The organism is Brevibacillus schisleri, assembly GCF_055685845.1.
Window position 1 is genome coordinate 1,291,057 of the sequence record NZ_JBVNDM010000001.1, and the last position, 26,634, is coordinate 1,317,690.

General features: G+C 45.6%; 30 protein-coding genes and 1 pseudogene. 24 read left to right on the forward strand and 7 right to left on the reverse strand.

What is annotated here, in order from left to right:
• Nucleotides 1–7 precede the first annotated feature (7 nt).
• Nucleotides 8–460, forward strand: coding sequence for an Lrp/AsnC family transcriptional regulator (locus tag ACUUHJ_RS06645; protein ID WP_016741717.1), 453 nt, complete (start codon nt 8–10; stop codon nt 458–460).
• Between the two features lie 19 nt (nt 461–479).
• The gene (locus ACUUHJ_RS06650; RefSeq protein WP_472298497.1) at nt 480–1,448 is read left to right on the forward strand and encodes an EamA family transporter; all 969 of its coding nucleotides are present in this window, start codon (nt 480–482) and stop codon (nt 1,446–1,448) included.
• 28 nt (nt 1,449–1,476) lie between these two features.
• On the opposite strand, the gene ACUUHJ_RS06655 is transcribed toward ACUUHJ_RS06650, so the two are convergent.
• Both ACUUHJ_RS06655 and ACUUHJ_RS06660 read right to left on the reverse strand, forming a co-directional pair.
• Complete coding sequence (locus ACUUHJ_RS06655; protein ID WP_289676558.1) at nt 1,477–2,196, reverse strand: response regulator; 720 nt, start codon at nt 2,194–2,196, stop codon at nt 1,477–1,479.
• Entirely contained in the window at nt 2,189–3,817 is a 1,629-nt protein-coding gene (locus tag ACUUHJ_RS06660; protein ID WP_472298498.1) for an ATP-binding protein, read from the reverse strand. Before ACUUHJ_RS06660 ends, ACUUHJ_RS06655 begins: the two co-directional genes overlap by 8 nt.
• Nucleotides 3,818–4,083: 266 nt before the next feature.
• Here ACUUHJ_RS06660 and ACUUHJ_RS06665 point away from each other — a divergent pair, with 266 nt between their 5' ends.
• The 6 genes from ACUUHJ_RS06665 (at nt 4,084) to ACUUHJ_RS06690 (ending at nt 9,599) form a co-directional block, all read left to right on the forward strand.
• On the forward strand, nt 4,084–4,296 hold the full coding sequence (locus tag ACUUHJ_RS06665; protein ID WP_173609011.1) for a hypothetical protein: 213 nt from the start codon (nt 4,084–4,086) through the stop codon (nt 4,294–4,296).
• A gap of 505 nt (nt 4,297–4,801) precedes the next feature.
• The gene (qoxA, locus tag ACUUHJ_RS06670; RefSeq protein WP_234126940.1) at nt 4,802–5,797 is read left to right on the forward strand and encodes a cytochrome aa3 quinol oxidase subunit II; all 996 of its coding nucleotides are present in this window, start codon (nt 4,802–4,804) and stop codon (nt 5,795–5,797) included.
• Nucleotides 5,798–5,820: 23 nt separating this feature from the next.
• Nucleotides 5,821–7,791 (forward strand): cbb3-type cytochrome c oxidase subunit I, encoded by a 1,971-nt coding sequence (locus ACUUHJ_RS06675; protein ID WP_012684921.1) that lies wholly within the window; start codon nt 5,821–5,823, stop codon nt 7,789–7,791.
• A gap of 2 nt (nt 7,792–7,793) precedes the next feature.
• Nucleotides 7,794–8,402: a cytochrome o ubiquinol oxidase subunit III gene (cyoC, locus tag ACUUHJ_RS06680; RefSeq protein ID WP_087344344.1), complete on the forward strand. Its 609-nt coding sequence runs from the start codon at nt 7,794–7,796 to the stop codon at nt 8,400–8,402.
• 1 nt (nt 8,403) lies between these two features.
• Nucleotides 8,404–8,721, forward strand: coding sequence for a cytochrome o ubiquinol oxidase subunit IV (cyoD, locus tag ACUUHJ_RS06685; RefSeq protein ID WP_199930149.1), 318 nt, complete (start codon nt 8,404–8,406; stop codon nt 8,719–8,721).
• Nucleotides 8,722–9,068: 347 nt separating this feature from the next.
• Complete coding sequence (locus ACUUHJ_RS06690; protein WP_289676562.1) at nt 9,069–9,599, forward strand: GNAT family N-acetyltransferase; 531 nt, start codon at nt 9,069–9,071, stop codon at nt 9,597–9,599.
• Nucleotides 9,600–9,656: 57 nt separating this feature from the next.
• On the opposite strand, the gene ACUUHJ_RS06695 is transcribed toward ACUUHJ_RS06690, so the two are convergent.
• Entirely contained in the window at nt 9,657–10,142 is a 486-nt protein-coding gene (locus ACUUHJ_RS06695; protein WP_472298499.1) for a hypothetical protein, read from the reverse strand.
• A 211-nt stretch (nt 10,143–10,353) separates the two neighbouring features.
• Here ACUUHJ_RS06695 and ACUUHJ_RS06700 point away from each other — a divergent pair, with 211 nt between their 5' ends.
• The 11 genes from ACUUHJ_RS06700 (at nt 10,354) to ACUUHJ_RS06750 (ending at nt 19,851) form a co-directional block, all read left to right on the forward strand.
• Nucleotides 10,354–10,923 (forward strand): FAD-dependent oxidoreductase, encoded by a 570-nt coding sequence (locus ACUUHJ_RS06700; protein ID WP_472298500.1) that lies wholly within the window; start codon nt 10,354–10,356, stop codon nt 10,921–10,923.
• A 227-nt stretch (nt 10,924–11,150) separates the two neighbouring features.
• Nucleotides 11,151–12,920: a BlaR1 family beta-lactam sensor/signal transducer gene (locus tag ACUUHJ_RS06705; RefSeq protein WP_472298501.1), complete on the forward strand. Its 1,770-nt coding sequence runs from the start codon at nt 11,151–11,153 to the stop codon at nt 12,918–12,920.
• Between the two features lie 43 nt (nt 12,921–12,963).
• Nucleotides 12,964–13,362: a penicillinase repressor BlaI gene (blaI, locus tag ACUUHJ_RS06710; protein ID WP_472298502.1), complete on the forward strand. Its 399-nt coding sequence runs from the start codon at nt 12,964–12,966 to the stop codon at nt 13,360–13,362.
• Between the two features lie 214 nt (nt 13,363–13,576).
• Nucleotides 13,577–14,491, forward strand: coding sequence for a BBI family class A beta-lactamase (gene blaBBI, locus ACUUHJ_RS06715; protein WP_472298503.1), 915 nt, complete (start codon nt 13,577–13,579; stop codon nt 14,489–14,491).
• A gap of 27 nt (nt 14,492–14,518) precedes the next feature.
• Nucleotides 14,519–15,202, forward strand: a complete 684-nt coding sequence (locus tag ACUUHJ_RS06720; protein ID WP_472298504.1) for an FHA domain-containing protein — start codon at nt 14,519–14,521, stop codon at nt 15,200–15,202.
• A gap of 183 nt (nt 15,203–15,385) precedes the next feature.
• A complete protein-coding gene (locus ACUUHJ_RS06725; RefSeq protein WP_472298505.1) occupies nt 15,386–16,039 on the forward strand; it encodes a hypothetical protein in 654 nt (217 codons plus the stop codon).
• A gap of 108 nt (nt 16,040–16,147) precedes the next feature.
• Nucleotides 16,148–17,665, forward strand: coding sequence for an MDR family MFS transporter (locus tag ACUUHJ_RS06730; protein WP_472298506.1), 1,518 nt, complete (start codon nt 16,148–16,150; stop codon nt 17,663–17,665).
• A gap of 12 nt (nt 17,666–17,677) precedes the next feature.
• Nucleotides 17,678–18,205 carry a PadR family transcriptional regulator gene (locus ACUUHJ_RS06735; RefSeq protein ID WP_472298507.1) on the forward strand — a complete coding sequence of 176 codons (528 nt, stop codon included), beginning with the start codon at nt 17,678–17,680 and terminating at the stop codon, nt 18,203–18,205.
• Nucleotides 18,206–18,301: 96 nt separating this feature from the next.
• A complete protein-coding gene (locus ACUUHJ_RS06740) occupies nt 18,302–18,592 on the forward strand; it encodes a DUF3817 domain-containing protein (RefSeq protein WP_289676575.1) in 291 nt (96 codons plus the stop codon).
• A gap of 96 nt (nt 18,593–18,688) precedes the next feature.
• On the forward strand, nt 18,689–18,886 hold the full coding sequence (locus ACUUHJ_RS06745) for a hypothetical protein (RefSeq protein WP_256973702.1): 198 nt from the start codon (nt 18,689–18,691) through the stop codon (nt 18,884–18,886).
• A gap of 38 nt (nt 18,887–18,924) precedes the next feature.
• On the forward strand, nt 18,925–19,851 hold the full coding sequence (locus ACUUHJ_RS06750; RefSeq protein WP_289676576.1) for an ADP-ribosylglycohydrolase family protein: 927 nt from the start codon (nt 18,925–18,927) through the stop codon (nt 19,849–19,851).
• A 72-nt stretch (nt 19,852–19,923) separates the two neighbouring features.
• Here the strand turns inward: ACUUHJ_RS06750 and ACUUHJ_RS06755 are convergent, their stop codons facing one another.
• Both ACUUHJ_RS06755 and ACUUHJ_RS06760 read right to left on the reverse strand, forming a co-directional pair.
• A complete protein-coding gene (locus ACUUHJ_RS06755) occupies nt 19,924–20,442 on the reverse strand; it encodes a DUF3231 family protein (RefSeq protein ID WP_472298508.1) in 519 nt (172 codons plus the stop codon).
• Between the two features lie 123 nt (nt 20,443–20,565).
• Nucleotides 20,566–20,922 (reverse strand): DUF2512 family protein, encoded by a 357-nt coding sequence (locus ACUUHJ_RS06760; RefSeq protein ID WP_289676578.1) that lies wholly within the window; start codon nt 20,920–20,922, stop codon nt 20,566–20,568.
• A 155-nt stretch (nt 20,923–21,077) separates the two neighbouring features.
• On the opposite strand from ACUUHJ_RS06760, the pseudogene ACUUHJ_RS06765 reads away from it, so the two are divergent.
• Nucleotides 21,078–21,715, forward strand: a pseudogene (locus ACUUHJ_RS06765) (manganese catalase family protein).
• A 71-nt stretch (nt 21,716–21,786) separates the two neighbouring features.
• On the opposite strand, the gene ACUUHJ_RS06770 reads toward ACUUHJ_RS06765, so the two are convergent.
• Nucleotides 21,787–22,773, reverse strand: a complete 987-nt coding sequence (locus tag ACUUHJ_RS06770; RefSeq protein ID WP_472298509.1) for a hypothetical protein — start codon at nt 22,771–22,773, stop codon at nt 21,787–21,789.
• Nucleotides 22,763–23,341, reverse strand: coding sequence for a sigma-70 family RNA polymerase sigma factor (locus ACUUHJ_RS06775; RefSeq protein ID WP_289676581.1), 579 nt, complete (start codon nt 23,339–23,341; stop codon nt 22,763–22,765). Before ACUUHJ_RS06775 ends, ACUUHJ_RS06770 begins: the two co-directional genes overlap by 11 nt.
• A 188-nt stretch (nt 23,342–23,529) precedes the next feature.
• Here ACUUHJ_RS06775 and ACUUHJ_RS06780 point away from each other — a divergent pair, with 188 nt between their 5' ends.
• The 4 genes from ACUUHJ_RS06780 to ACUUHJ_RS06795 all read left to right on the forward strand — a co-directional run bounded on the left by ACUUHJ_RS06780 (nt 23,530) and on the right by ACUUHJ_RS06795 (nt 26,558).
• A complete protein-coding gene (locus tag ACUUHJ_RS06780) occupies nt 23,530–24,258 on the forward strand; it encodes an amino acid ABC transporter ATP-binding protein (protein ID WP_016741740.1) in 729 nt (242 codons plus the stop codon).
• 32 nt (nt 24,259–24,290) lie between these two features.
• The gene (locus tag ACUUHJ_RS06785) at nt 24,291–25,142 is read left to right on the forward strand and encodes a transporter substrate-binding domain-containing protein (protein WP_472298510.1); all 852 of its coding nucleotides are present in this window, start codon (nt 24,291–24,293) and stop codon (nt 25,140–25,142) included.
• Between the two features lie 96 nt (nt 25,143–25,238).
• Nucleotides 25,239–25,892 (forward strand): amino acid ABC transporter permease, encoded by a 654-nt coding sequence (locus tag ACUUHJ_RS06790; RefSeq protein WP_012684946.1) that lies wholly within the window; start codon nt 25,239–25,241, stop codon nt 25,890–25,892.
• A gap of 15 nt (nt 25,893–25,907) precedes the next feature.
• Entirely contained in the window at nt 25,908–26,558 is a 651-nt protein-coding gene (locus ACUUHJ_RS06795; RefSeq protein ID WP_289676583.1) for an amino acid ABC transporter permease, read from the forward strand.
• The last annotated feature ends 76 nt before the right edge of the window (nt 26,559–26,634 follow it).

Sequence of the window (26,634 nt, forward strand, 5' to 3'; positions counted from 1 at the left end):
GTATGTGATGGATGAGGTTGACCTGAAAATTGTTCAATTGCTCGAGGAAAACGGAAGGATATCTCATGAGGAAATCAGCAAGCTGCTGCACATCTCGCGGCCGGCTGTTCACCAACGGGTTGCCAAGCTTGAAAAAAATGGTGTGATCAAGGGATACCGTGGCATCATTGACTGGAGAAAATTAGAGCAAAGGCTGAAGGTATTGATTTTCGTCAAAGCAAGATGTCAGGACTTCAAAGAAATCACAGCAAAGATTATGAACGTTCAGGTACCGAACGTGACCATCATTGAATGCCAGCGGCTCGCGGGAGAGTGGTGCATGATGCTAAAAGTACGTGCAACGGCCCCAGAAGATATCACCAATCTGATCGATGAAATGGTCCAGTATGACGAAATACTGGAAACCTCTACGACTTTCATCTTGTCCACGATCTACGAGGATGGACGGAAAGAAATTTGACAACCAAGGTGGAAACACAATGACAGGAAAAAAAGATTCGAAATTATTTGGCGTTACGATTGCGTTGCTAGCGGTCTACCTGTTTTGGGGAGGTACTTATCTTGGAATGAAGATCGCCATTGAATCGATGCCACCTTTTATTATGTCGGGGGTGCGATTTTTTCTGGCTGGATCGATCCTGTTTTTGATCGGGCGTTGGAAAGGGGCAGAGCTGCCCAGTGTAGCAGAATGGAGAGGGGCCGGAATTGTTGGGGCGTTGTTGCTTCTCGGAGGTAACGGTGTAGTTGCATGGGCGCAACTCAAGGTACCGTCAGCAATCGCGTCCTTGCTGATCGCTACCGTTCCATTATGGATTCTCGTTTTCAACTGGGTCGGTGGCAGCAAGAAGAAGCCAACGGTTGGAGTCATGGGAGGAATCCTGTTTGGCTTGGCTGGGATCGCAGTGCTGGTTGTCCATCCCGAGAGCTCAGGCAATCAAGGGATCGATACCGTCGGAATATTTGCGCTCCTGTTTGCCTCAATCAGTTGGGCAGTGGGATCGTTATATTCGCGAAATGCAAAGCTCCCTGCATCACCGGTAATGGCGACGGCCTTGCAAATGATCATCGGAGGGAGTTTGCTGGGGATCACTTCGCTGTTTCTCGACGATTGGACGAAGCTGCACCTATCGGAGATCACCCTGCGTTCCTGGATTGCTTTTGGCTATTTAGTTGGATTTGGTTCCATTGTCGCCTACACAGCATACATTTGGCTTTTGAAAAATGCAGAGCCTTCCTTGGTCTCCACATACGCCTATGTGAACCCGATTGTCGCAGTATTTCTAGGCTGGCTGATCGCTGATGAACAATTGACAAGCCAAACCTTGATTGCTGCTGTCATGATCATCGCAGCCGTTGCCATCATCACGATGTTTCGGGAAAAGAAGAGTCCAGGTGGGACACAAACGATAGCAAGAAAAGAAAAAGGGAAGCTTCAGGTTCATAAATGAAGCTTCCCCTTCTTTTTGCCATCAGGCTTTATTTGGTTGTTTTTTGCGGAACCCAGCGGTATTTTCTTTCCGGACGTCCGACGGTTCCATAAAACGTCTCGACAGTTACTTCATTAATAGAGACGAGAAATTCGAGATATCTGCGTACGGTTGAATGGCTCATGCCAGCCAGTGCAGCCAGATCATCGGCATTCATGCTTTGGGTGGTCTCCTGCATCTTGTCCCGGATCAGCTTTAATGTCAGCTTGTCGATGCCTTTCGGGAGCGAGGTGACAGTCCCAACGGTTTTGGTAGCAGGAGTGTGTGCGGCTTTCGTGAACAGCTTGTCCACTGCTGTTTGATCAATGGTTGTATGCTGCTGCAGCTGATGTCTCGTATTTGCATATTGTTCCAAGGTAGACATGAATTTATCGATCATGATCGGCTTGATGATGTAGCTGTATGCACCGCCACGTATCGCTTCTCTCACCGTTTCCACATCGTTTGCGGCTGTGATCATAACGACATCGATCCCGCGAAAATGCTTCCGTACTTCACGCAACAAGTCAATCCCGTTCATATCCGGCAAATAAATGTCCAAAAGCAGCACATCTGGCGTAACGACGTGAAGCATCTCCAGTGCCTGTCTTCCTGTCGTGGCCGTGGCAATAATCTGGAATCCCTCCAGTTTACTTGTGAATTGTTCATAGATTCTAGCTGCAATTTCGTCATCTTCCACGATCATGACGGTAATAAGTTTCTCAGACATTGTGGATTGCCTCCTCACTACTTGCTTTGTCCCATTTCTTGGGGACGACTACGGTGAAACGCGCTCCGCCTAGATCACTTTTTCCGAGTGAGATTTGCCCCTCTAATAGCTCGATGGCGTTTTTCACAATAGCCAAACCGAGTCCTCGATTTTCACCTGATTTCGTAGTGACACCACTTTCAAAGATGCGGGGTTCCAATTCTTTTGATACCCCATGTCCATTATCTTCGATGTCAAAAATGATATCGCCACCTAAATCAGTGAAGGATACGTGAACCAATGCGTCAGTGCCTTTGTATTCGAGTGCAGCTTCCATCGCGTTGTCGATCAAATTGCCGAGAATAGTGACCAATACCTTTGTATCCAAGCTGTCAGGTACATTTCCCAAATAGCTGTCCGGATCAATTTCGAGTAATACCTTCAGTTCTTTGGAGCGATTGATTTTCCCTAGCAGACAAGCAGCGATGAAGGGCTCTTTGACTGAACTCATAATGAAGGCGAGAATATCCTGCCGTTCCTTTACTTCATCGGTGATGAGTTCGATTGCTTTGTCGTACTCCTTTAGCTTGAGGAGACCGTAAATGGTGTTCAAACGATTTAAATATTCGTGATTTTGTGCACGCATATTATCCGAAAAGGAACTGATCTTCGTAATTTCTTCAGTGAGTTGCTCGATTTCAGACTCTGGACGAAATGTGAAGACCACGCCTCTGATTTCATTGTTGCTCAAAATTGGAGAGTAGTCGGTTATAAAAATTTCGTGCCCTAGCAAAATTTTGTAGTTCATTTCTTGCGTATTTCGATTGACAGAATGAATGATGTCGCGCAATTGCGGGCTAGCGATCGATTTCCCTACGGCCAAATCCTCTTGGAGAAGGGAACGTGCTCGTTTATTCATCGAGACAACACGCCCTTGCATATCGACTGCTACCGTAGCATCGTGAATCGATTCAAGAATAGCTGCTTTTTCCGTAAACAAAAATGAGATTTCCTCTGGCTCCAGACCAAAGATCAACCGCTTGACTCGTCTGGCAATAATAATTGCACCAATAATTCCGATAACCAGCAGCACGAGCGATAAGGCGACGACCCTTTCCTTGTATTCCGCGACCTTTTTCTCTACATCACTCATGACATAGCCGACAGAGGAGACTCCGATTGTTTCGCCGTTCTTGTTGACGATCGGTGTTTTCGCTTTGATGGCAGGACCAGAAATGCCTGTCCCCCGATAAATGACCGAGCGGTTTTCTAAAAAGACGGGGTCATTGCTGGTTCCCATCGGTAATCCAATCTGCTTTGGGTCATAGTGAGAGTACCGAATACCGTCCTTGTTTCCAATCACCACATAGCTGGCCCCTGTTTCCTTCCGAATGGTTTCGGCTATCGGTTGAATCACCTTGGAGGGATGATCGGTCTCAAAGGCTGCAATGATGCGTTCGTTCATGGCAGATAGCTTGGCGACCGTCATGGCTTGCTGCCCAATATAGCGATCCAAAATGTCATCTAATATGAAGGAAAATAAGGCAGTTCCTATCCCCATGCTAATCAGGACAACGATGGAAATGAGCAGAACCATTTGGGTCAAGAGGCTGATGCGGGCTTTTTTTGGAGTATGAACCATGGGCAAACCACCTTCGATGACAGATCAAGATGCTATACATGTATGAAAACGTTTACTATATTCATTATAACAATAACGCTTTCACATTTGTGACACAAAGTAAATTTGTAACAATATGATAGCCAATAGGTTTATGAAAAAAGTTTTGACAAATTTTTTATAAAAAATTGAACAAAATATGAACAACAAGTGAATATTGTGTTACAATAAGAGCATATAACAGAAACGGTCACGCAAAAAATCTATCATGATAGGGGTTTTGTGTTATGAATAACGATCGAAAAGCAGCAGATGTGTTAAGATGGATGGCTTGGACGGTATTGTTCGTCGGTGCTGTTATTATGGCTTTCACTGCAAACGATTTCAGATCGGAGAACTTGCCGTTGATGGTGTCGATCGGATTTTTGATCGCTGGCATGAATATCTTCATTATGAGCACGGTGTTTCGCTTGATGACACTAAAAAGAACTGACGCCTAAGTTAGTTAAAAATAGTCCTATAGTACCTCTCATTTTCTTCATTATAATGAGAGGTTTTTTATTTATACGGAAATTTGCCGTCAGCGAAATAAGCTGGCGTTTTTTTATTTTTTTATTAAAAGTGAAAAAGAAATCTTGACAATTGGAATTGGGTGTAATGACCAAAAATGGGTGGATGGGGTCATTAGAGGGGAATCCTAACAAGAATATGATCAACTCGTGACTGCAATGTGAACACTTTGTAACAGAAAAGCTACGAAATATTGAACGTCGTTAAAAACGAGTACAAAATCTCGCAGACTCTGATAGTATGTATATGCGGCAAATAGTGAAGTTCACTTGTGTTGAAAAACCTATTGTGAGGAACTCTCGAAAAGTGTGAATGCACGTTGAAGAAAGAAGGTTTTCCAAAACCTCGTTCGAGACCTCTCCATAGAGAGTGACTGCACTATCGACATCCAAAGTATTACATGCTCGTTGTTTGTGACTAGGAGGGATTAGGAGAATGAGCGGAGGAAAAATGCTGAGGCATATCCAGTTTTGGATCTTGGCAGTGTTGGGCACCGTTCTGCTGACAGGCTGTGGTAGCGAATACCTCGTCTTGAATCCAAAAGGACCTGTAGCAGAAACGCAGTACAATCTCATTATTATTTCCACGATATTGGTCGCTGTCATTATCGTTCCGGTTATTGCGCTTACCGCTTTCATTGTATACCGCTATCGGGATACACCGGGCAATAAAGCAAGTTACAAGCCGGAGTGGGCACACAGTACAACCCTAGAGGTAATTTGGTGGATTATTCCTATCGTTATCGTTGCATTGCTGGGTTACTTTACTGTCCGTGATGTTTATGTGTTAAAAGAGAACCCGAATAAAGAAGTTGCCCCTATGACCATTCAGGTTACGGCTTTGGACTGGAAATGGATGTTTACGTATCCAGAACAAAATATCGCAACTGTTAACCATCTGGAGATTCCAGCAGGCGTACCGATTCGCTTCCAGGTATCTGCTGACGCACCGATGAACTCTTTCTGGGTTCCAGAATTGGGTGGACAGATTTATGCGATGGCGGGAATGGCTACCGAACTTTATCTGCAAGCAGATGAACCAGGTACATTCGCTGGATTTAGCTCCAACTTCTCAGGTGAAGGTTTCGCCAAAATGCAGTTCGATGTAGTGGCAAAACCAAAAGATGAGTTCGATAAATGGGTAAAAGAAGTAAAAGGTACGACTCCAGCTATGACGAAGGCAGATTATGAAGAACTTCGCAAGCCTGGCGTGACAGATAAGTTTACGTACTCTGCATTCCCAGAAGGTATGTTTGAAGAGATCGTTGCGAAATATGGTCATGGTCACGATATGGACTATGTGATGGAGAAAAACCCTGCGCCCGCAGGTGACAAGTCTTCTAATGAGACTTCGCTAAATATGCAGCATATGCAGCATAAGACTGAATCGCACAACATGCCTGGAATGAATCATTCCAGTATGAACCACTAGGCGAGAGGGAGGAGGAATACCACGTGTGGGAGAACATTAAGGATTTTGCATCCACGTTCTTTGTAACAGGTGACCCACTGATTTACGGTGCGGACGTATCGATTGTACTGACCATGGTTGCGATCGTATTCGTTCTGACTAAGTATAAAAAATGGGGTTGGCTGTGGCGCGAATGGTTGACTACAGTTGACCATAAGCGTATTGGTATTATGTATTTGATCGCATCGCTTCTGATGCTGTTCCGCGGTGGGGTTGACGCCCTGTTGATGCGCGTGCAGCTGGCATTCCCGAACGTAGAATTCCTGCACTCGGATCACTATAATGCCATCTTTACGACTCACGGTACGATCATGATTTTGTTCATGGCGATGCCGATGATGTTTGCCTTGTTTAACATGGTAGTGCCGCTTCAACTCGGTGCTCGAGATGTAGCGTATCCGTTCTTGAACGCACTCAGCTTCTGGCTGTTTATGCTCGGTGCGATGCTGTTCAACCTTTCGTTCGTAATCGGGGGCTCCCCAGACGCTGGTTGGTTGTCTTACCCGCCACTGTCACAAAATGATTTCAGCCCTGGACCAGGTCAAAACTTCTATATTTGGGGGATTCAAATCTCCGGGATCGGTAGTTTGGCGACAGGGATTAACTTTATCGTAACGATTCTCAAAATGCGTGCACCTGGCATGAAGCTTTCCAAAATGCCATTGTTTAGCTGGTCCGTATTGTCCAGCTGCATTATGATTATCTTCGCTTTCCCAATTTTGACTGTAACATTGGCTCTGTTGTTCCTTGATCGTTTCGCAGGTGCCCATTTCTTCACAATGGACGGCGGCGGTAATCCGATGATGTACCTCAACCTCATCTGGATGTGGGGTCACCCTGAGGTATATATCGTAGTTGTACCAGCTTTCGGTATTTTCTCTGAAATCGTGGCTACGTTCTCACGTAAAAAGATTTTCGGCTACAAATCAATGGTTTGGGCGATGATGATCATTGCCGTTGTATCGTTCTTTACATGGGCTCACCACTTCTTCACAATGGGTACGAGCGCAAGTGTTATCGCCTTCTTTGCGATATCAACGATGATTGTTGGTATCCCGACCGGTGTTAAGGTCTTTAACTGGCTGTTTACAATGTACCGTGGTCGGATATCCTTTAAACAACCAATGCTGTGGACCATTGCCTTTATCCCTTGCTTCGTAATTGGTGGAGCGACAGGGGTAATGCTAGCAGTAGCTCCGGCAGACTATCAGTATCACAACAGTTACTTCTTGGTTGCCCACTTCCACCAAGTATTGATCGGTGGGGTAGTGTTCGGTTACTTGGCTGGTATTTACTACTGGTGGCCAAAACTGTTCGGTTTCAAGCTCGACGAGAAACTGGGCAAATGGGGCTTCTGGTTCTGGAATATTGGTTTCTACGTGTGCTTTATGCCGCAATACGCGCTCGGTTTCATGGGTATGACTCGCCGTTACTACACGTACGGTTGGGATCGCGGTTGGGCAGACCTGAACCTGGTATCCACTGTTGGGGCATTCATGATGGGTATCGGTTTCATCTTCCAAGTATGGCAAATCGCTTACAGCATCAAGCATGGTGAGCGCGACACGACAGGCGATCCATGGAATGGTCGTACACTGGAGTGGTCGATTCCATCACCTGCACCGTTCTACAACTTTGCTGTTGTTCCACAAGTGAAAGAAATGGATGACTGGTGGGCAACGAAAGAAGCAAAAGCAAATGGCACCTATAAAGAACAACCGGCCAAACTGGAGCCGATTCATATGCCGAAGAACTCTGGAATTCCATTTATCATGGCGAACTTCTGGTTCCTGGTAGGTTTTGGTTTCACATTTGGATGGGTTTGGATGGCCGTTATTGGATTCATTGGCGTATTCGCATGCATGTGGGCACGCTCCTTCCAATACGACACGGATTATTATGTACCGGTGGAGGAAGTGCGTCGCACTGAGGCTTCACTGGGGAGGGTGGTGTAACGATGGCTACGAATCATGACCATGGTCACGGCCACGACCACGACCATCATGAAGAGCATGAGCAACTTAAGGTTCTCGGTTTTTGGATTTTCGTTGTAACAGACTGCGTGTTGTTCGGTACGTTGTTTGCAACCTATTCGGTAATGATGAATAGTTTTGCTGGTGGACCAACTGGACAAGAATTGTTCCAGCTGCCAGGCGTTATTGCTTCAACCTTTATCTTGTTGACAAGTAGCTTTACCAGCGGTCTCGCTGTTCTGGCAATGAACAAAGGCAATGTCAAACAGCTGATTGGTTGGCTGGCTGTAACTGGTCTTTTGGGACTGTCTTTCGTAGTGTTGGAAGTCACTGAGTTTATGCACTTGATGAGCGAAGGCGCAACCATGGCGACTAGCGGCTACTGGTCCGCTTTCTACACACTGGTTGGTACACACGGATTGCACGTAACGCTTGGTCTGTTCTGGATGACTGCGCTGATGATCCAGCTGAAGCGTCGTGGAATCTCTGCGGTTACTCGCCGCAAAATTACCAACTTTAGCTTGTACTGGCACTTCCTTGACGTTGTGTGGATCTTCCTCTTCACAGTCGTTTACTTGATGGGGGTGATGTAAGGTGGCACAACATCAAAACCAAGGCGGACATCATAGTCACGGATCGATGAAAGAGTACGTAATCGGTTTTATCCTGTCGATCGTGCTCACCATTATCCCACTCGTGCTGGTCATGAACTCGATTTTGAGTAAAACGGCGACCATGATTGCGATCTTGATAATGGCGGTCTTGCAGTTCGTAATTCAGTTGGTCTTCTTCATGCACATCCGCGAAGGAGAAAAACCACGCTACAACGTACAGACATTGATTCTTGGACTTGTGATTGTATTTACAATCGTTGCAGGTTCCCTCTGGATCATGTTGTTTAACAAATATTAATCAGTTAAGAGCGTGGCACAGGCGATTCGTTGCTTGTGTCACGTTTTTTTGTTTTTGACGTTGCTTTAGTGGAGGGAAGAAGCGCATTTCCAGTCTACGCTTCAAACCAGAAAACGCGAATGCGTTTTTGTATGTAATAAAAGCTGAAATTCCCCGCCATTTTTTCCGAAGCTGAGTTGGGCTCCAGAGGCGCTTGGACTGGAAATGCGCTTCTTCCTACGCGGCATTTAGTCAACTAATGGAAGTCATTCAAGAAGGTGAAAAATTGTTTAGCTGGTAACACTCCCTCCTTGTAGCTATAATAGAGAGAATTTTACGCCAAAAAATGTGCAAGGGGAGTGAAGTCGATGGCTGGGCAGCTGTATGTAACGAAGCCTTGTGCAGAACTTCAAGCGGAGTATATCTCCTTCTACGAAGAGTGGAAAGAAAGTGGAGAGCCTATCGTACCGTGGGTGGTGGATCGGGAGCCCTATGATTTTCCTGCGTATCTGGAATTTCTGGAGGGTGAGAGCAGAGCGGAAAATCTCTCGGATGGCTATGTTCCTCATTCGACGTATTGGCTCGTGAATGAGGAGCGACGCATAGTGGGGGCGGTGAATATTCGGCATCGTCTCAACGAGCGTCTACGAAAAAACAGCGGGCATATCGGATATGGAATCCGGCCATCTGAGAGACGCAGAGGATATGCGACGGAAATTTTAGCGCAAGCCCTAACTATTACGAGCGAGTTGGGTATAAACGAAGTATTGGTGATTTGCGACTATGATAATGTTGCTTCGGAGAAAACGATTCGGAAGAACGGAGGCGTTTTTGAGTCAGAATGTACAGACGACGATGGATTGTTAATTCGTCGCTTCTGGATTACGCGACCTTCGTAAAAGAAGAGGGCTATCTCATTGTCCGTTCACAAGACTTTTGAGATAGCCCTTTCTTGTTTATTCATCTACCTTGTATGCAATCAACTTTCGTACCCATTGCTCCATCTCGTCAAGAATATAGTCTGGGGGTGGGGTTTTTCCGTCTTTTTTTGGGAGGACGAGCCATTGTAATGGTTTTGGGACATGGCAGATTTTCTCAAGAAGTTGTATTCCTTGATCGTCACTGATGATGTCTCGTAAAAAGATGAACATTCGCTTGTCTAATGTATGGATGAGCTTTCCTTCATATTCTGTACCAGAGATAGTGACAGAAGGGTGCCCGTGCCTCTCAATTCCCCCTAATACTTCAACCCATACAAAATCGTACAATTGGGAAAGTTCAGCTTCAAGGAGATCGGGATCTTTAATGGGTACCTGTTCTGTGGAAGAGAAAGGGCGATTTAAAAAAATCTCTGAGTCCATCTCCATAAAGTCTAATACTACCTTGCAAGATGGAGCTTGTTTGTTTTCATGGGTGTATAGAATCTCGTCGATTCTTTTCAAATCCAATTTTTCCCCGATCACAAAGCCTATTCGAAGTTCGATAGTATTCACTCCTTAGATCATGTTCTTTATCTGAAACTTCATTCTCTTACCCTTATCATAATAAATATTTTTCTTATAGACAGCATAAACTTATCAAAGATATTGCCACATTTACCATACTTAGTATATAATTATGTTATGAAAGTTATTTTGGAAGGGAGAGATTTCTTTGTTTGATATCGTAATTATTGGAGCAGGCCCGGCAGGAGGTAGTGCAGCGTTGTTTGCTGCAAAAGCAGGGAAGAAGACGTTGCTGATTGATAATGACAAAAGCATGACCAAGCGCGCGTGGATGGAAAATCACTACGGCATCATGGAAATCTCAGGCCCAGACCTTATTGAGATCGGTAAAAAGCAAGCAGCGAAATTCGGTGCGGAGCTGGTAGCCGATCAAGTCAGCAACATTACCAAAACAGAGCAAGGCTTGCTCGTAGAGACAGCGGAAAAAGGGAGCTTTGAGACTAAGCATGTGATTCTTGCAACTGGAGCGCTCGTGACTTTGGCAGAAGCGATTGGGGTAAAAACCAAAGAAGGCACAGAACCAAGGATCAAAACCGTTGTCGATGTCGATGCACAAGGGAAGACGAACATCGAAGGAATTTGGGCAGCAGGTACGTGCGCAGGAGTAAGCGTACATACAATTATTACATCTGGTGATGGTGCCAAGGTTGCAATTAATGTCATCAGCGAAATGAATGGCGAACGTTACGTCGATCACGATGTTTTGAAAACAAACTAAATCAGGTTAGGAAACACCTTCTTACCTTTGTAGAGAAGGTGTTTTCCTTTTTCTACAATTGACGATAGCTTGTATCGTAGTCTCGTTTTTGACATAATGAAGCTAATTGTGCGAATCGACGTGAAGAATCCTGTCAGGTTGCAGAGCGTTCCTGCTGCTCTGGAGAATTGATACGGATTCTATTTTATTTAGATTATCCAGTATAAGTAGGGAGGGAAACAGGTAGCATGTTTGTCAATCATGTGGTGATAAGCTTGATCGTTTCTTCCTGCACGATCGCGCTAATTTTCTTGATTCGAAAAGTATTTCGCTCCCACTTGTCAGCTAAATGGAAGTACAATTTGTGGTTTCTCTTGTTGGTCGCTTTGACGCCAGTTTTCATCCCGAAATCCTTTTTGGATTTTGGAGATATTTTTGCTTCAGGGATGATTCAGCGTAATGAAGTTGGCAGTTCGACGCTCGCTGCACAAGCTCCTACGTTTGAAAATGCGAATTGGGTACAGGATTTATCGTTGTCGGTAAGTCGCTATACACCAGACTCCCTTTCTACGATTTTCGTCAGCATATGGGTAGTCGGGATGATCGTTTGTGCTTCGATCACGATATCAGCCTGGTTAAAAATCCAGCAGATCAAACGGACATCATCTGTGATCACCAATCAAGAAGTCATCGAGCTGTTTGAACAATGCAAGAAGGATGTAAAAATAACGCGGCATATCGTGCTAGCTGAATCCAATCAGGTCAAATCTCCGATGACGTTTGGCGTTTTTAAGACGTATGTTGTCCTGCCCAGTCATTTTGATGAATGGCTGTCGATCAACGAAATGAAGTATATCTTTTTGCATGAACTGATGCACCAAAAAAACCATGATATCTTCATGAACTATGTGACCGTCGTGTATCAGCTTTTGTATTGGTTCCATCCATTGGTTTGGCTGGCTTTTCGGGAAATGAGGGTGGACCGTGAAATTGCTTGCGATGTAGCTGTATTGAACTTTTTAGACAAGCGAAATTACTTGGAATATGGTCATACCATCATTAAGTTTTTGGATCAAGAAAGTGGAGCCGGGAATGTCGTTTTTGCCAATCAGCTAAACGGTTCCAAAAAGGCAGTTAAAAAACGAATCGAGAAAATCGCGTCCCACAAGGCAGAATCAAAGCTGTTGCAGTTGAAAAGCACAGTCATTTTTTCCATGGTGGTCGTATTGGTTGCCAGTCAGGTTCTTGTTGGCTCCGCTTTAGCCGACGATCGCAGCCGCTATCATTTTCAAGATGATCGAACCATTTACGAGGATTTGGACAACTATTTCCGTGGCTTTGAAGGCAGTTTTGTCTTATATGATTTGAAAGCAGACCAGTATCGGATTTATAACGAGGCAGGAAGTACACAACGAGTTTCACCCAACTCCACCTACAAGATTTTTCTCTCTTTGTTTGGTTTAGAGGCAGGTGTGATTTCGAGAGAAGATTCGCTGTTAAAATGGGATGGAATCCACTATCCGTATGAGCAGTGGAACCGGGATCAAGATCTATTTACAGCGATGCGATACTCCACGAACTGGTATTTTAAAGAGATGGATCATAGCATCTCTCCGGATATGATTCAAGCTTTTCTGGAACAATTGAACTACGGGAATTCCAATATATCTGGTGGAATCGGCGAATATTGGATAGAATCTTCCTTGAAGATTTCTCCGGTGGAGCAGGTACAATTACTAAAAGCGTTCTATACGAATCAGTTTGGCTTTCAAGAAAACAATATCCAGACAGTGAAAGACTCTATCCGGTTATCGAAAAAGGCGGGCTCGATTCTTTCCGGGAAAACAGGTACGGGCACCGTCAATCAAAAAGATGTCAACGGTTGGTTTGTCGGGTATGTAGAGAACGAGGAAGGCACCTACTTCTTTGCTACCAATATACAAAACGAAGACGACGCGAATGGACCTAAAGCAGCAGAAATAACCTTGTCTATTTTGAAAGCCAAAGGTCTCTACTAACTATTGCTCTTACAGTCATTATTTTCGAAAGGGGGAGACTTCAGTGTCTACATCCATACCAAGTATTTCAGAAGCGGAATGGCGAGTCATGAACGTACTATGGGATAAGTCGCCGCTGACCGCCAACGAAATTATTTCCTCCTTGCAAGGCCAAACAGATTGGAATCCCAAAACAGTACGTACTCTTTTGAATCGTTTGGTTCAAAAAAATGCTGTTGGCGTCAATCAAAACCAAAGAGTCTATACATTTTATCCGTTGTACTCCCAAAACGAATGCCAGCACGCTGAGGCACAGTCATTTCTCCAGCGGATTTACAGCGGGGCTCTAAAATCAATGTTGGTTCAGTTCATTCAGAAGGAATCCTTATCGGACGAGGAGATTCAGGAGCTGCGTTCCATATTGGATGCGAAACAATCATCGACCGATCCTCACCAAAAATAAAGCGCGCCCTTTCAAGCTGACTTGGAAAAACCATTTCCGGTTATCCAATTTGCTTGAAAGGGCGTCTTTTTTTCAAAAGCTTTGCAAGAAAAAGGAGATTGACACTAGTGGATTACGCGTGTAATATTATCGTGAATTCAGTTGATTACAAATGTAGTACAGTATTACACATGTAGTATTGTGATTAATTTCAAAAGAAAGAGGTTTGTCATCCATGAAAGTTCACACATCGAGACTGTTTGGATTCACAGTGAAAACAATATTTCTCACGGTTCTCACGCTTGCTGGTTGCTCTTCTGCTGAAACGCCTGTCGTAAAAACGGAAACGCCCGCATCTGCAATGGATATAAAGTTCGCTGCACTGGAAAAACAGTTTGGTGCGAGGCTCGGCGTATATGCGATCGACACCGAAACAGATTTGGCAGTTGCTTATCGCGAAGATGAACGATTCGCTTTTGCCTCTACGTACAAGGCTTTAGCCGCAGGTGCAGTCTTGCATCAGAAACCATTGGAAGAGCTCGACAAAGTCATCACCTACACCAAGGACGACCTCGTTACTTATTCACCGATCACAGAAAAACACGTAGCCACCGGGATGACTCTTCGCGAGGTTGCGGACGCCGCAGTACGCTATAGCGACAACACAGCGGGAAATCTGTTGTTCAAAGAATTGGGTGGACCTAAAGGCTTTGAATCAGCTCTGAGACAGATTGGTGATGATGTTACGACATCCGAGCGCTATGAGACGGAATTGAATGAGGCTAAGCCAGAAGATACCCGCGATACAAGCACACCGAAAGCACTTGCAACGAGCCTCCGAGCCTATACGGTAGGGAATGCGCTGTCGTCTGACAAGCAGAAGATTCTTATCGAGTGGCTGCAAGGCAACACGACGGGAGCCAAGCTGATTCGAGCGGGCGTCCCCAAAGACTGGAAGGTCGGAGATAAGACAGGAGCAGCGAGCTATGGAACGCGAAACGATATAGGGATCATATGGCCACCGAATAAAAAGCCGATTGTCATTGCCGTGCTGTCTAGCAGAGATAAGCAGGACGCTACGTATGATGATGCGCTCATTGCTGAAGCTACCAAGATTGTTGTTGACGCACTGACAGCTGCAAAACCGTAATCGATCAACACGTGAGGTGATCACCAGATGATAGATAATGGTGCATACTTACTTGTAAAAAAAGGGGACCCTAGCCAAGTTGCCACGCGCAAATATCTCACGAAGGATCGCTGTACAATCGGGCGGAGGGGGACTAGTTTTCAACTGGACATTACCTTTTCCAGTCCGTACATTTCGAGAATGCATGCAGCCTTTCAAAGGATCGGGAACGATTACAAAATTATCGATTTGGAAAGCAAGCATGGCACAGAGGTAAACGGGACGCCGCTTCATTTCTCCTCTCACATTCTTCGTCACGGGGATCAAATAAGCTTATCAAAAGGGGTAGCTGAGCTCGTCTTTTTACGAGAGGTCAATAAACTGGATGATACAGTAGAGCTCCCTTTCACGCAGCCGAAGAATGCGTCGCTTTTGCCAGGTTTGGAAATTCATTTGGAGAGACGAGAAGTTCGTATCGACGGAACAAGACTTCCTTTAACCGGAAAAGACATGGATTTGCTGAAGCTTCTCTACCAAAAGGCGAACAAGGCCGTTAGTTTTGAAGAAATTATGCTGACCGTTTGGCCGGAGCGAATGCTGCATGAGGGGAATGTCCCAGATGTCGGACGGGTGGAAATCAATGCGCTCGTGTATCGCTTAAGGAAAAAGCTTCTGCGCTACGGGCAGCAAATCACGACGATTCCGCGATATGGATATCGCTTAGATGTTTGAATGAGGGAAAGTAAAATTCAGGTGAGAGAAACTCCTGCAAAACGAACTCCTTCTCAACACCAACATGAGAAGGAGTTTGTTTATGTAAGGTGTTTTCTTTTTTCTTCCAATCGACTAAAATTTTGATATAGGCCAGAAGTCATTACTCTATTTCCTAATCATTCAGTCATAGGAGCCCTTATAATGAAAAAAATCGTAGGTATTGCTTCGATGGTCGCTTTACTAGGCTTCAATGCCTATTTGTGGCCGACATTAATTCACGCGGTAAAAACAGATGGACGAACGGATACAAAAACAGCAGCTGTCTCTCAAAAAGCAGGTACTGCCAAGCCTGCTATGGATTTAGCTAATCAAGGCCCGCGCGCTGCTAACGTTTCCGCCTATCCGGTTGAAAAGCCTGTAGCTGTATCAGCACCTACCCCAGCGTCGGCGCAAAAACAAAGCGAATGGAAGCCAAAAACAAAAGCGGTAGCAGTTGCTAAAACGAGCACACCGAAGAAGAAAACACAAAAGACGAAAGCCTCAACAAAACCAGTCAAGAAACAGACTACGCGCCCTCCGGTAAAAAATGTGCCAACGTATCCTGCTTGGGATGATAACGGCCTCTATGTCGTAGACGATGGAGGACCAGGAAGTAGTTGGGTGGAGCTGTCGGATGGTTCTTTGATGCGTAAGAGCGACGGGACACGGACGTTTAACCTGCCCTATAATAAGAATCCATTCACTGGAGAGATCAAGCCGACTGTAGAACCGATGTCGGAAGCGGCGTATAAAATGTGGAAGGGCAATCAAGCCCAGCAGCCATCTCCATTCAGCCCGTCACCGTTCGGGCGATAATAAACCGAAAAAATGCTCCGAGAAAAAGGAGCATTTTTTTGATATGTAGTCAAATTTGAATATAATAACGTATAGTACTTTGATTTAACCACCCAGGAGGGCGAAGCAATGATTGCAAGAGAAAGTAAAGTGAATATGGTGTTAGCGGGGCTACTGCTTGGTCTCCTGATGGCTTCCATGGACAATACCATTGTCGCGACGGCTATGGGTACGATTGTCGGTGAGATGGGCGGCATGGATAAGTTTGTTTGGGTGACATCAGCGTACATGGTCGCTACGATGGCGGGGATGCCGATATTCGGTAAACTCTCCGATATGTATGGGCGAAAACGTTTTTACGTATTTGGTCTCATCGTATTTTTGTTAGGGTCTATTTTATGTGGGACGGCAAACAGCATCGTTGAGTTGAGCATTTATCGGGCGATTCAAGGGATTGGCGGCGGAGCGCTGATGCCGATTGCCTTCACGATTATTTTTGACGTATTCCCGCCGGAGAAGCGTGGAAAGATGACGGGACTTTTCGGAGCTGTATTCGGTACGTCCAGCGTATTGGGACCTTTGCTGGGAGCGTATATTACCGAATATGTCAGCTGGCATTGGATTTTTTACATCAATGTACCGATTGGTGCTGTTTCCCTCTGGTTGATCTCGATGTATTACAAGGAGTCGCTGGAATACCGCAAGCAGAGCATTGACTGGTGGGGAGCGATTACGCTGGTCGGTGCTGTAGTGAGTCTGATGTTTGCACTTGAGCTGGGCGGCAATCAATACGCGTGGGATTCAATGCAGATTATTGGATTGTTCTCTTCCTTTTTCTTGTTGTTTGTGATTTTTCTATTTGTCGAGAAGCGGGCATCTGATCCGATTATTTCGTTCTCCATGTTCAAGAAGCGGTTATTTGCCACGACAAATGCGATTGCATTGTTGTATGGAGCTGCTTTCATTATCGCTACAGTTTACCTGCCGATTTTTATCCAAGGGGTCTATGGCGGGTCAGCGACGAATGCCGGATTACTGTTGACACCGATGATGCTCGGCTCGGTTGCGGGTAGCCAGCTAGGTGGATTTCTGACGACGAAGACCAGCTTCCGTAATATTATGCTTCTGTCCGCAGTCTTTTTCATCCCAGGTATTTTTCTTTTGAGTACACTGACGCCTGAGATTCCTCGTTCAATCGTTACACTTTATATGGTGATTGCAGGGTTTGGCGTGGGCTTCTCTTTCTCCACCTTGGGAATTTCAGCAATTCATGGCTTTGATATGCGTCAAAGAGGATCGGCCAGCTCGACAAACTCTTTCTCCCGTTCATTGGGAATGACATTGGGGATCACCGTATTTGGGATCTTGCAACGTAACTCGTTTGAAAACGGCTTGTTCTCTGCCTTCGGGGGTCAAGGGATGACGAATGCCATTACAGACCCGCGAGCGATTTTGACACCAGAAGCGCGCGAATCCATTCCGGCTCCTATTTTGGATAAAATGATTGATATTCTTGCTTCTTCGATTGCGAATACGTTTATGTGGGCGCTCGTTCCTGCTGCACTTGCTCTCGTATGCATTTTGCTGATGGGAAATGATCGGGCATTGGGGAAATCGCCTGGCGCACCGAAACCGGAACGCGGATAGAGGAGAATCGTCATGAGTCTAAAATTGCTTGTTCTGGGATTGCTGATGGAAGGGGAGAAGCATCCCTATGAGGTTCAGCAGCAGGTGAAGGCAAGGGGAATGGATTGTTACATGAAATATGCCAAGGGCTCCCTCTACTATGCCTTCGACCAACTGGAAAAGAGCGGGATGATTGAGGTCAAAGAAGTCATTCGTGAGACTAGCCGCCCAGATAAGAAGATGTATGGGATCACGCCAAAAGGCGAAGAGCAATTCCAACAGCTTCTCTTGGAAGAACTGCAAAAACCGATGCAGCTGACCAATCCGATCTACGCGGCTCTGACTTTTGCTTCGTACGGTGATCCACAAAAAATGGATGAGGCCTTGGAAGTTAATATCCAGGAGGTAAGACGGTTAGCTGAATTGTTGGAATCGATCCAGGAGGAAAAAAGAGAGAGGCTTAGCTGGGGAGCACGAGCGATTCTGATCGGTGCCGTTGAGCATTTGCACGCAGAGATGCGCTGGATGGAACGCATCCGAGAAGAAGCGTGGGGCCGTTGATTTTGAATTTATTATGAACATTGGACTATTTTCAACATTATGATAGTTTTTCGTTTATAATAGTGGTAATTTCAATGGCAAGGATGGTACCCGCACATGATGAACTCTGCCCTCGGACGCTTCCGTCTCATCGGCCTGATCGAAGGCGTCTCGTATTTGGTACTTCTCGGGATTGCTATGCCGCTTAAGTATTTTATGGATTACCCGGCTGCAGTTAAAATTGCCGGTTCGCTTCATGGATTGTTTTTTGTCCTGTATATTTTGGCGCTGGCACATGTTACAATGACCAATAAGTGGTCCTTCTTGAAAGTGATCGGGGCTTTTATCGCTTCATTACTGCCATTCGGCAACTTTGTTCTGGATGCACGCCTGAAAAAAGAGCAGTAAGTATACACATTACACATTATGTAAGGCACTAGAAGGCGGGTCATCGTACCCGTCTTTCGTACATATTCAAAAGAGAAAAAAATGGAGGGGATCTGTGTGGAGACCAGAATTTTAGCAGGAATTCTTTTGTGGGACGAAGAGGAACAGTACGTTCTTGAAACCGTGATGGAGGACCGTTACAAGCTGGTTTTGCCGCAGATTATCACGCTTGCAAGCACAGAAGAAAAGGTAGCGACAGATGAATTGGGCGAACAATTTGTCGGTCAAAATGTTATTGCCAGATGCTTTGTTTGATATGAACAGATAATTCTGAAAAAAGGGTGTGGATAAGCGTGGAACTGCGTGACCGCTATGCTGGGAGTTTGCTAGGATTAGCCGTTGGAGATGCACTCGGCACTACTTTAGAATTTCGCAAACCGGGTACCTTTCAGCCGCTTACAGAAATGGTCGGGGGAGGACCGTTCGATTTAAAGCCGGGAGAATGGACGGATGATACGTCGATGGCGTTGTGCCTGGCTGAGAGCTTGATTACGCAGAACGGCTTCGATCCGGTTGATCAGATGAACCGATATGTAGCCTGGTTTCGAGAGGGTTATATGAGCTGCAAGGATCACTGCTTCGATATCGGGAATATCACCAAAGAAGCGCTGTGGCGTTTTGAGCAGACAAAAAATCCATTCAGCGGATCGGATCATCCGATGTCGGCAGGGAATGGCTCCATTATGAGGCTAGCACCTGTCGCACTCTATTATGCCAATCAACCAGAGCTCGCCATTGATTACTGTGCGCAAAGTTCTCGCACCACACACGCGACGGCAAAGGCAGTAGATGGCTGTCGTTTTTTCGGGGCATTACTTCTGGGGGCTCTGCAGGGTATTTCGAAAGAGGAGTTGCTCACTGATTCGTTTTCTCCAGTAGCGGGTCTATGGGAAAAGCAACCGCTTGATCCTGATATCGCCCGAGTCGCGAATGGTTCCTATAAAGCGAAAACGAAAAAAGAGATCAAAGGATCGGGGTATGTCGTCGATTCGCTTGAAGCGGCGCTTTGGGCTTTTTATACCAGTAGTTCTTTTGAAGAAGGCCTGTTTCTAGCGGTAAACCTCGGAGATGATGCGGATACGACGGGAGCTGTCTACGGTCAATTGGCAGGTGCCTATTACGGAGTAGAGGGCTTGCCTCAACAGATGCGTAAGCTGTTGGCTAAGCGAGAGTTGATGGAGGAGTTCGCGCGGAAATTGTACGAGCACGCTACCCGTTAACGTCCTTATTTCTCAGGCGAACATAAATAAAAAACGATAAGCACTACCATCAGGCAGTGCTTATCCTTCTGTTTAGGCATGGACAAGTTCTGGAGTTTGTATATGAAGAGGCGGCGGAACTAACCAGCCTTTTTCTTTTGAAATGCGGAGCAATCTGAGGCCAAATTGGGCTTTTGCAACATGGTACTGACCAAAAAGCATTCCGATATCTTCCCGGATGGACTGAGCCATAATTTGACTGCAGGAAACCAGTCCGGCTGCGATGTCTCTTGTAACACCAGCAGCGATCTCTGGGTCACTTATACGAGCACCTGCCGGTATGTTTTCCAGATTCGCTACTGGTCGATCCGGTGGTGCTGGTGGCAATCCAATCCCATTCACTTTGAGCAATTCATCCAGTTGCTCTACTTCTTGTTTCATGCTTCGCGTAATGTCCTCGAGAAAGCTTTTCAGATCATGATCACCAGTATGGTTGAGCGCTGTTTGATAACTGGCAAGCAAGCCCTTCGTTGTTGAAAGATACATCCATACTCCAAATACCTCGCCATAATGCATAGGTTCATTTTGCGGATTGCCTGATAAAATACCCATTAATGTCCTCCCAGTACTCAGTAGAGTTTTGATATCCATTCGGGTTCTCCTAACTTTGTGATGTAACCCAAAGATAAGATTTACAAGAGGGACAGGATATATCCCCTCAAAGGAAGAGGAGAATTATTTTCCGGGTTCTTTCTTGATACGATTATGATCGTATATCCCCAAAAAGCGATGGTACACAAGCTCTGCCACACCTAAAAGGGCTACCGTAATGATTAACTCGCCAAAACTTAGTGGCCAATTCAGCCATCTGGCAACTGCCCATAAATAAATCCCAGCGATCACTGCATCTGCAATCGTGGCCGTAACATTATTGGTAGCTCGTAATATCAGTTGATCGCCAATCAGATATGCGATGACGGTTAACCCGAGTGCCGTTAAAATGGCGGATGTCCAGGATGCATTTGCAAACCACCATAAACAAGCGACAACAATAATACCGTTAACAGCAGCCTTAATTAAAAATCGAGTCATTTTTATTCTCCTTTATAGTCCTTATGGTGCTTACTGTTTTACAAAATAGTCGGGTTTATTCAAGGGCCGTTTTCTTGCTTTTTCCGGTTAAAGTAGTTCGTCATCATCCAAACTAAGACCTAGCATTCATCTACTTTGGAGGGAGGTCATCCATTTTGTACTTTTACAAGGAAGATTTGATTAACATGATTGTTCCAGATAAACCCGACCCGGCGGCAGCTAAAGTCATCCAGGAGATTTTGGGTGGTCGTTTTGGAGAAATGCGCACCATTTCATCGTGGGTGCGCAAAGCTCCTTACCCGTCGATGCAGCAGGAAATCCATGGATGGGGAATTATGTGTATAATCATGGCAATTTGATAAGTGATCTTCTCGACAACCTGGTGCTGGAATCAACCGGTGTCCTGCAAAAGTCACGCATTTACGAAATGAGCTCGAACAAAACATTCCGTGAAACGCTTGCTTTCCTAATCGTTCGGGATAACGCCCATCAAAACGCCTTCGCAAAGGCATTGGAGACATTAGGCGTGAACTGAGGCAAGCTGTTCCCTATCCCCAACTACGACATAAACAAGTATCCTGAGTGCCGCAAGTATGTAGAAATGGGCTTCCACAATGCTCAGTTCAATTTCCGATTGGATAACACTCGTATTGGAGAAATCTTCAACGGACAGTCGCCGAGTAGAAATGGCGGCAGTTTGGAAGTAGTTCCGCCACCTGAGGGCTTCCCGGTTCCTATCATGCCGGAACAGCCAAATGAACACAGCCCAGGACTGTATGATCTGAATGCGTAATAGTTAAAAAGGAAAAACCAGTCATCGCATAAAGAGCGTTGAACTGGTTTTTTTATCTTTTTTCCTATTTGTTACTGCTGGCTTGCTTTTGCAGCCTGGAGCAGCATTTCTTTGGAAACGGTTGGCGAATCGGTAGCTATACGATACATAATCGGTTGCTCTCCGTCTTGATCCAACCAAGACAGCTCTTGATACTGACCGGATTCACTAAACAGGAAGTGGTCGTTTTTCGTGTAATGCGCTTTTTTTCCGCTGACAGTTACTGCATCGTATTTCGTTGTTTCTGGTGTGCTCAATTGTACATCTAGTTGTTCTTTCGGGAATTTCTCTATCGTAACAAAGATACGTTCTTTTTGCTTGTTCTCATACAGACTGGTATACGCTTCGATAGGAGAAGTCGCTTGTGGAACTACTTTCCATACGACATTTTTACCTGTTTCCTTGCTTTCTTCTTGAAGCTCATGCAGCCACTGCTTTCCTTCTTGACCCATCATGACACCGTATGGGGTACCCTGTTTGCCTTCAAGGAAGGAAAAGCTGTCAGGAAGCTGGTGTGGCAAGGCATGTGAGAGAGAAGCTTCTTCACTGAGGACGGCAGTCCATGCTTTCCAATCTTTCACCACATCCGGCTTTTCGATGCCGATCATGGGGTTTTGTTGAAAGAGAGGGTGCTTCTCTTTTTCAAGCGCTGCGAAGTAGACAAGGGCAGTTTCGCCTGTTGCCAGTTTGTTCTCAACGTTTGCCAATTCCAGACGTATTTCTTTAGGGGTTATTTGTGTCAATGTAAAATCCTTACGTGCTTGAACTTCCATTTGGACAGAGCCTTCATCCATTTTGTACAACAAGCTGTGTGTCGCATAACCAAAACCAGTAGTCAGGGCGAACGCTGCTGCAACATGTACCAGCTTTGGACGAAAGCGCATCCCTTTGTGCAAACGCCGCTTGCCAGCGAACTCCTGTTTGGCTAATCGTTCGATTTTGCTATCCAATGCAGGATCAATGTGGACCTTCCCTGCTACCAACTCATACTCATTTCTTAGCTTTTTTTCAATGAACATGAAAAGATGCCTCCTCACGATTGGTTTGATGCTCAAAATGCTCTCTCAACTTTTTCATTGCCAAGTGATGTCTCGATTTCACCGTTCCGAGCGGGATTTGAAGAATCGCAGCAATTTCCTCCAAGGAACAGTTCTGATAGTAACGCAGTACGACGATTTCCTTGAGCTTGAAGGATAAGTTCTCTACGGCAGGAATGACTTCCAGCTCATCACTGATCGCCCCCAGCTTATCCTCCATACCTGCAACAGGTGCTTCGTAGCCTTTTTCCTTTACCCGCTCTAGCAGGCGGAATCTTCGCCAAATGCTCCGATTCCAGTTGCGAACCTGCCGCACTATCAATCCGTTAAACCATGGGATAAAGGGCTGCTCCACATCGTACCTGTCGATGCTTCGAATCAACTCCACGTACACTTCACTCATCATGTCGTCTACATCCTGTTTGTGTGGCGCCAGAAAATAGATCAGGTTGTAGACATACGTGCGAGTTGCTCGATAGACTTCTTGAAAAGCTTCTTCCTCTCCTTGGCGCATCCGGATGAGCCAAGGCTTTACATTTTCTTCTTTCATAGGCCGGCCTCCATTCAGGTCTTACATAATATATTGGCTCCCATTTGACTGGGAGGTTCACTTCGTTTCTTTATTGTGTGTTATTAGAAAATTTTAAACAGAAAAACTTTTCTTTGTCTTTTTCAGTAGTTTTGAGTAGTTCGACATTAGTATACAAAATAAGACATAGAGCAAGGGGGGATTTAAGGTTGATTAGTTTTCACCAAGTAAATAAACATTACGGAAGCTTTCATGTCCTCAAGAACATCAACCTGCATATCAACCAGGGAGAAGTCGTCGTGGTCATTGGCCCGTCAGGATCGGGTAAAAGCACGATGGTTCGCTGTATCAACAGATTGGAAACGGTTACAGACGGAGAGCTGGTGGTAGACGGGGTGAAAGTGAATGATAAAAACACCGATATCAACAAGCTGCGTCGGGACATCGGCATGGTGTTCCAGCACTTCAATCTATACCCACACAAGACCGTACTGCAAAACATTACGCTGGCACCAACCAAGGTACTAGGCGTATCGCAGAAGGAAGCCGAAGAAACGGCTCTCTACTATTTGGAAAAGGTAGGGATTCCGGAAAAGGCGGAAATGTTCCCAACGCAACTATCTGGCGGTCAACAGCAACGCGTAGCAATTGCGCGTGGACTAGCTATGCGACCAAAAATCATGCTGTTTGACGAACCGACCTCTGCACTGGACCCCGAGACAATCGGAGAAGTGCTCGATGTCATGAAGAAGCTGGCGAAGGAAGGCATGACGATGGTGGTCGTGACGCATGAAATGGGCTTCGCCCGCGAAGTCGCAGATCGCATCGTGTTTATGGATCAGGGCACGATTCTCGAAGATTCGACACCAGAGGAGTTTTTCGCAAGTCCGCGTGAAGAACGTGCGCGTTTGTTCTTGAGTCGGATTTTGAATCACTAAAAAAGAAAACGATAGAGAAAAGGGGTATTCAGATGAAAGCAAACAAGCTGTGGAAAAAGGTAGCAGGTATGGGTCTCGTTCTGATGCTGAGCGCAACTGCGTTGGCAGGCTGTGGTGGGGGTAGTACAACAGAAGGCGGCGCAAAAGGTACATCAGCTGCAGCAGGAACAGGCACATTGGCAAAAATCAAAGAAAGAGACAAATTCGTAGTCGGAGTGAAGTACGACCTGAATTTGTTCGGCTTGAAAGACCCGGCAACCGGAAATGTAGAAGGCTTCGATATCGATATTGCGAAAGCGATCGCAAAGAAAGTACTCGGGGACGAAAACAAAATTGAGCTGAAGGAAGTAACCTCCAAAACGCGTATTCCGATGCTGAAAAACGGAGAAATTGACGCGATCATCGCAACGATGACTATTACAGAAGACCGTAAAAAAGAAGTAGACTTCTCTGACGTGTACTTCCTAGCAGGTCAATCTTTCTTGGTGAAAAAGGACAGCTCAATCAACGGTCTGAAAGACATGAAAAAAGGCATGAAAATCGTGACCGCAAAAGGTTCTACATCTGCGAAAAACATCAAAGCGAGTGCTCCTGATGTAGAAGTACTTGAATTCGAAAACTACGCGGAAGCCTTCACAGCACTCAAAGCTGGGCAAGGTGACGCGCTGACAACTGATAACGCTCTCCTGTACGGCATGGCGAAGCAAGATCCGAACTACCGTGTAACAGAAGAGACCTTCACGGAAGAGCCATACGGTATTGCAATCAGCAAGGGTGATGCTGAATTCGTGAAAACCGTGAACGATCTGCTGAAAGAAATGAAAGAAAACGGCGAATACGACAAGATTTACGAAAAATGGATCGGAACAAAACCTAAAAAATAATGCGGTTCGACTCCATAAAGAATGAGCGGTTTACTCTGCCGCTCATTCCCTTATATTCCTAACAGAATTTTGCACACAAGGAGGATCGCATAAGAGATGATCGATTTTTCTATCTTGTTTGATCACATGGATATGTATCTCAAAGGCTTTTGGAACACCTTACAGGCGAGCCTACTTGCTCTCGTCGGGAGCTTTGTACTGGGGACGCTCTTTGCGATCTTTCGGATTTCTCCGATTCGACCACTCAAGTGGATCGCTACGGCTTACATCGAGTTTGTGCGGAATATCCCGTTGATTCTCGTCGTTTTCCTCTTTTTTGTGGGCTTGCCGGCCATTGGTATCATACTGGAGCCCTTTATTGCGGGTACGCTTGGGTTGACAGTGTATACGGCTGCATTTATCGCGGAGACGATCCGCGCAGGCATTCAGGCGATTCCAAAAGGACAGACAGAAGCCGCTCGTTCCTCGGGATTGACGTACGGACAAACGATGCGCTATATCATTTTGCCACAAGCGATCAAGGTCGTGATCCCGCCGATGGGCAACCAGTTTATCAATCTCGTAAAAAACTCCTCGGTATTAGGTGTGATTGCAGGTCTTGACCTGATGTACTATGGAGATCTGATTTCCGCTGATACGTTTGTTACTTTTGATGTGTACATCTTTGTAGCTGTTTTTTATCTGATTCTGACCCTTCCGTTGAGCGCGTTCGTCAGTTATTTGGAGCGACGCTTGGCTGGAAGCCGCTAAGGAGGAGGGGACATCATGGACTTTACCGGAGCATATGCGCCCAGTCATTTGACCTTCCTGCTCGAAGGCTTTTGGGTCACTTTGCAGGTCGCTTTCTTGTCAATTGTCTTCAGTTTTACGATTGCGATTATCGTAGGGGTTTTGCGTTACGCAAAAATTCCCGGAGTCTCACAAGTTCTCGGGACAATCGTAGAGCTGATTCGCAATTTGCCGCTCTTGTTGATTATTTTCTTTACGTATTTTGCTCTCCCTGAAGTGGGATTCAAGCTGGACAAGTTTTGGGCCGCTGTTCTGGCGTTGGTTATTTTCGAAGCAGCGATGTTGTCGGAAATCGTGCGAAGCGGTTTAACTTCGGTCGAAAAAGGACAGATTGAAGCTGCACGCTCTTCTGGTCTGAATTATGTCCAGACACTGTGGCATGTTGTCCTTCCACAGGCTCTCAGAAGAATGGTTCCGCCGATTGTGAGCCAATTCATTTCGCTCTTGAAGGATACGTCACTGGCTGTCGTAATCGCTTTGCCAGAGCTGATGAACCATGCGCAAATCATCAACGGACGCAATGTCAACTACGTCATCCCAACCTTCCTTATGGTGGCAGTGATGTACTTCGTCGTCAACTACGCGCTGTCAGTCGTCTCCAAGCGACTGGAAAACAAGCACGCGTAAACGTTTTATCTTTGCAGATCTCCGATTCTTAGTAAAATAAGAATAGGAGATCTTTTTCCGTGTGAAAGGAGCAGCT

Excerpts from the sequence above, each read along its gene's own strand:
- cyoC (WP_087344344.1), top strand. The coding sequence starts at position 7,794 with ATGGCTACGAATCATGACCATGGTCACGGCCACGACCACGACCATCAT.
- ACUUHJ_RS06770 (WP_472298509.1), bottom strand. The coding sequence starts at position 22,773 with ATGTTCATTGAAAAAAAGCTAAGAAATGAGTATGAGTTGGTAGCAGGG.
- ACUUHJ_RS06790 (WP_012684946.1), top strand. The coding sequence starts at position 25,239 with ATGATCGATTTTTCTATCTTGTTTGATCACATGGATATGTATCTCAAA.
- ACUUHJ_RS06785 (WP_472298510.1), top strand. The coding sequence starts at position 24,291 with ATGAAAGCAAACAAGCTGTGGAAAAAGGTAGCAGGTATGGGTCTCGTT.
- ACUUHJ_RS06730 (WP_472298506.1), top strand. The coding sequence starts at position 16,148 with ATGATTGCAAGAGAAAGTAAAGTGAATATGGTGTTAGCGGGGCTACTG.
- ACUUHJ_RS06690 (WP_289676562.1), top strand. The coding sequence starts at position 9,069 with ATGGCTGGGCAGCTGTATGTAACGAAGCCTTGTGCAGAACTTCAAGCG.
- ACUUHJ_RS06720 (WP_472298504.1), top strand. The coding sequence starts at position 14,519 with ATGATAGATAATGGTGCATACTTACTTGTAAAAAAAGGGGACCCTAGC.
- ACUUHJ_RS06725 (WP_472298505.1), top strand. The coding sequence starts at position 15,386 with ATGAAAAAAATCGTAGGTATTGCTTCGATGGTCGCTTTACTAGGCTTC.
- ACUUHJ_RS06755 (WP_472298508.1), bottom strand. The coding sequence starts at position 20,442 with ATGGGTATTTTATCAGGCAATCCGCAAAATGAACCTATGCATTATGGC.
- blaBBI (WP_472298503.1), top strand. The coding sequence starts at position 13,577 with ATGAAAGTTCACACATCGAGACTGTTTGGATTCACAGTGAAAACAATA.
- ACUUHJ_RS06775 (WP_289676581.1), bottom strand. The coding sequence starts at position 23,341 with ATGAAAGAAGAAAATGTAAAGCCTTGGCTCATCCGGATGCGCCAAGGA.
- qoxA (WP_234126940.1), top strand. The coding sequence starts at position 4,802 with ATGAGCGGAGGAAAAATGCTGAGGCATATCCAGTTTTGGATCTTGGCA.
- ACUUHJ_RS06660 (WP_472298498.1), bottom strand. The coding sequence starts at position 3,817 with ATGGTTCATACTCCAAAAAAAGCCCGCATCAGCCTCTTGACCCAAATG.
- ACUUHJ_RS06735 (WP_472298507.1), top strand. The coding sequence starts at position 17,678 with ATGAGTCTAAAATTGCTTGTTCTGGGATTGCTGATGGAAGGGGAGAAG.
- ACUUHJ_RS06665 (WP_173609011.1), top strand. The coding sequence starts at position 4,084 with ATGAATAACGATCGAAAAGCAGCAGATGTGTTAAGATGGATGGCTTGG.
- ACUUHJ_RS06650 (WP_472298497.1), top strand. The coding sequence starts at position 480 with ATGACAGGAAAAAAAGATTCGAAATTATTTGGCGTTACGATTGCGTTG.
- ACUUHJ_RS06795 (WP_289676583.1), top strand. The coding sequence starts at position 25,908 with ATGGACTTTACCGGAGCATATGCGCCCAGTCATTTGACCTTCCTGCTC.
- ACUUHJ_RS06645 (WP_016741717.1), top strand. The coding sequence starts at position 8 with ATGGATGAGGTTGACCTGAAAATTGTTCAATTGCTCGAGGAAAACGGA.
- ACUUHJ_RS06655 (WP_289676558.1), bottom strand. The coding sequence starts at position 2,196 with ATGTCTGAGAAACTTATTACCGTCATGATCGTGGAAGATGACGAAATT.
- ACUUHJ_RS06760 (WP_289676578.1), bottom strand. The coding sequence starts at position 20,922 with ATGACTCGATTTTTAATTAAGGCTGCTGTTAACGGTATTATTGTTGTC.
- ACUUHJ_RS06740 (WP_289676575.1), top strand. The coding sequence starts at position 18,302 with ATGATGAACTCTGCCCTCGGACGCTTCCGTCTCATCGGCCTGATCGAA.
- ACUUHJ_RS06705 (WP_472298501.1), top strand. The coding sequence starts at position 11,151 with ATGTTTGTCAATCATGTGGTGATAAGCTTGATCGTTTCTTCCTGCACG.